This window comes from Bradyrhizobium sp., assembly GCF_049586575.1.
GTDB lineage: Bacteria > Pseudomonadota > Alphaproteobacteria > Rhizobiales > Xanthobacteraceae > Bradyrhizobium.
The window spans coordinates 1-1,817 of sequence record NZ_JBAVCF010000270.1 but is presented as its reverse complement, the minus strand read 5'-3'; the positions used below and the strand labels follow the sequence as shown (position 1 = coordinate 1,817).

At 63.3% G+C, this 1,817-nt stretch carries 2 protein-coding genes and 1 pseudogene; 1 reads left to right on the top strand and 2 read right to left on the bottom strand.

Annotated elements, in window-relative coordinates:
- Positions 1-317, top strand: a 317-nt coding sequence (locus tag WB528_RS10405) for a peptidoglycan-binding protein (protein WP_423888334.1), incomplete at its 5' end; no start/stop codon positions are given.
- A gap of 192 nt (positions 318-509) precedes the next feature.
- Here WB528_RS10405 and WB528_RS10400 read toward each other — a convergent pair.
- Together WB528_RS10400 and WB528_RS10395 are read right to left on the bottom strand one after the other, a co-directional pair.
- Complete coding sequence (locus tag WB528_RS10400; protein ID WP_423888333.1) at positions 510-1,322, bottom strand: glucose 1-dehydrogenase; 813 nt, start codon at positions 1,320-1,322, stop codon at positions 510-512.
- Positions 1,323-1,346: 24 nt separating this feature from the next.
- Positions 1,347-1,817, bottom strand: a pseudogene (locus WB528_RS10395) (single-stranded-DNA-specific exonuclease RecJ); the annotation flags it as partial.

The following is a 1,817-nucleotide window of genomic DNA, read 5'->3' as shown; positions in this document are numbered from 1 at the left end:
CGAATTTCTATTCGGTGCGGAGCTACAATCCCGCGATGAGCTACGCGCTGGCGATCTGCCATCTCGGCGACCGCATCCTCGGTGCGCCACCGTTCATTCAGCCCTTCCCCGGTTCGGAACGCGCGCTGACGCTGGCCGAAATCCAGGAGATGCAGGTCCGGCTAACGAAAGCAGGCTTCAATACCGGCGGCACCGATGGACGCGTCGGCAACGACACCATGCAGGCCGTTCGGGACTACCAGACCAGGATGGGGCTATTGCCCGCTGACGGCTATGGCGGTTTGAAAGTGCTGGCGCGGTTGAGGCAAGGTTCGTGAGATCGGCGGCGAGCATCAGACTGCATCGCGATTGATCGCACAAATCCATCAATTTGGAGATGCCCATGCATCCCGCCTCGCCCGCAACCACTGTTCTCGACTCTGTTCTGTTCCGCGATGCTTTCGGCTCCCCTCGGATGCGCGAGGTTTTTTCCGACCACGCGCTGATCGTTCTGAACTTGAACGACGACCTCACGACGGGCGGCGCGGTGCAACGCCAGCGAACATGCCGCCGTCGATGACGAGCTCGCTGCCGGTCACGTAACTCGAGGCGTCCGAGGCGAGATACAGCACGCCTTGGGCGATATCTCGCGCGCGACCGGCGCGCCCCAAAGGCGTCGCCAGCTGCGCCAACGTCTCGCAATCGATCGGCGCATTCTGCCCGCTTGCGGCGCCGCCGGAGGGAATCTTGCCCCAGATTGGCGTGTCGATGATGCCTGGATGCACAGAGTTCACGCGAATTCCGTCCCCCATGGACGCGCATTCCATCGCAATCGACTTGGCGAACAGACGCACGCCGCCTTTCGTAGCAGAGTAGCCGGCCAACGTCGCCGCGCCGCGCAAGCCCGCGAGCGACGACATCATGATGATCGAGCCGCCGCCGGTTTTGCGCATCAGCGGCAGGCTGTATTTCACCGACAGGAACACGCCGTCGAGATTGATGGCGGTCTGCCGGCGCCAATCGGCGAGAGACATGTCGACAATCGACGCAGCGCCGATTCCGATACCGGCGTTCGAGACCAAAACGTCGAGCCTGCCATGACGTCCTTCGATTTCTCCGACGACTTCCGCCCATCGCGGTTCGCTGGTCACGTCCTGAGGCAGAAATACAGCCTCACGGCCGCCTTTCCTGATGCCGGCTACGACGTCAGGCCCCTTCAGCTCGTCAACGTCGGTCACAACGACTGAGGCGCCTTCCTCCGCCAGCAACTCGGCGATCGCCTGGCCAATGCCCGACGCGCCTCCCGTCACCAACGCAACCTTGCCCGCAACCTGCCCTACCATTTCCGCCCTCGTTCCTACGTTGCTTTACCTGATCACCTCTGGCCCCTGATCCGGTACGGCCACGTCGAGTACGCGCAACTGCACACGCTCAGTGCCCTGCCAGCGATCGACCGCGATCGATCCCGCCACATGCAAGACCTGGCCGCGATGCGCGGCGAGCGCGTTGCCCAGCTTCTGCCCGATCGAACGAAACGCAATGCCGTTGACAACAGCGCCATCGCCCGACTTGAAGCGCACGCGCAAATGCGCTTGTCCCACTTCGTCGGCATAAACCAGTTGATGCGACGGCAGCGCGAGCACCGGCTCCGGGTTGCCGCTCCCGAAGGGTCCTGCGCGGTTGAGCGTTGCGGCCAATTCCGTCGTCACGCCGCGCGCGCTGACCGCGCCGTCGACGAAGACTTCGTTGACATGGCGCGATTGCGCCACGTCGTGCGCCAGCGCGTTTTCCATATAGGCGCGGAATTCGGCGAGTCTTTCCTTGCGCAACGTCACGCC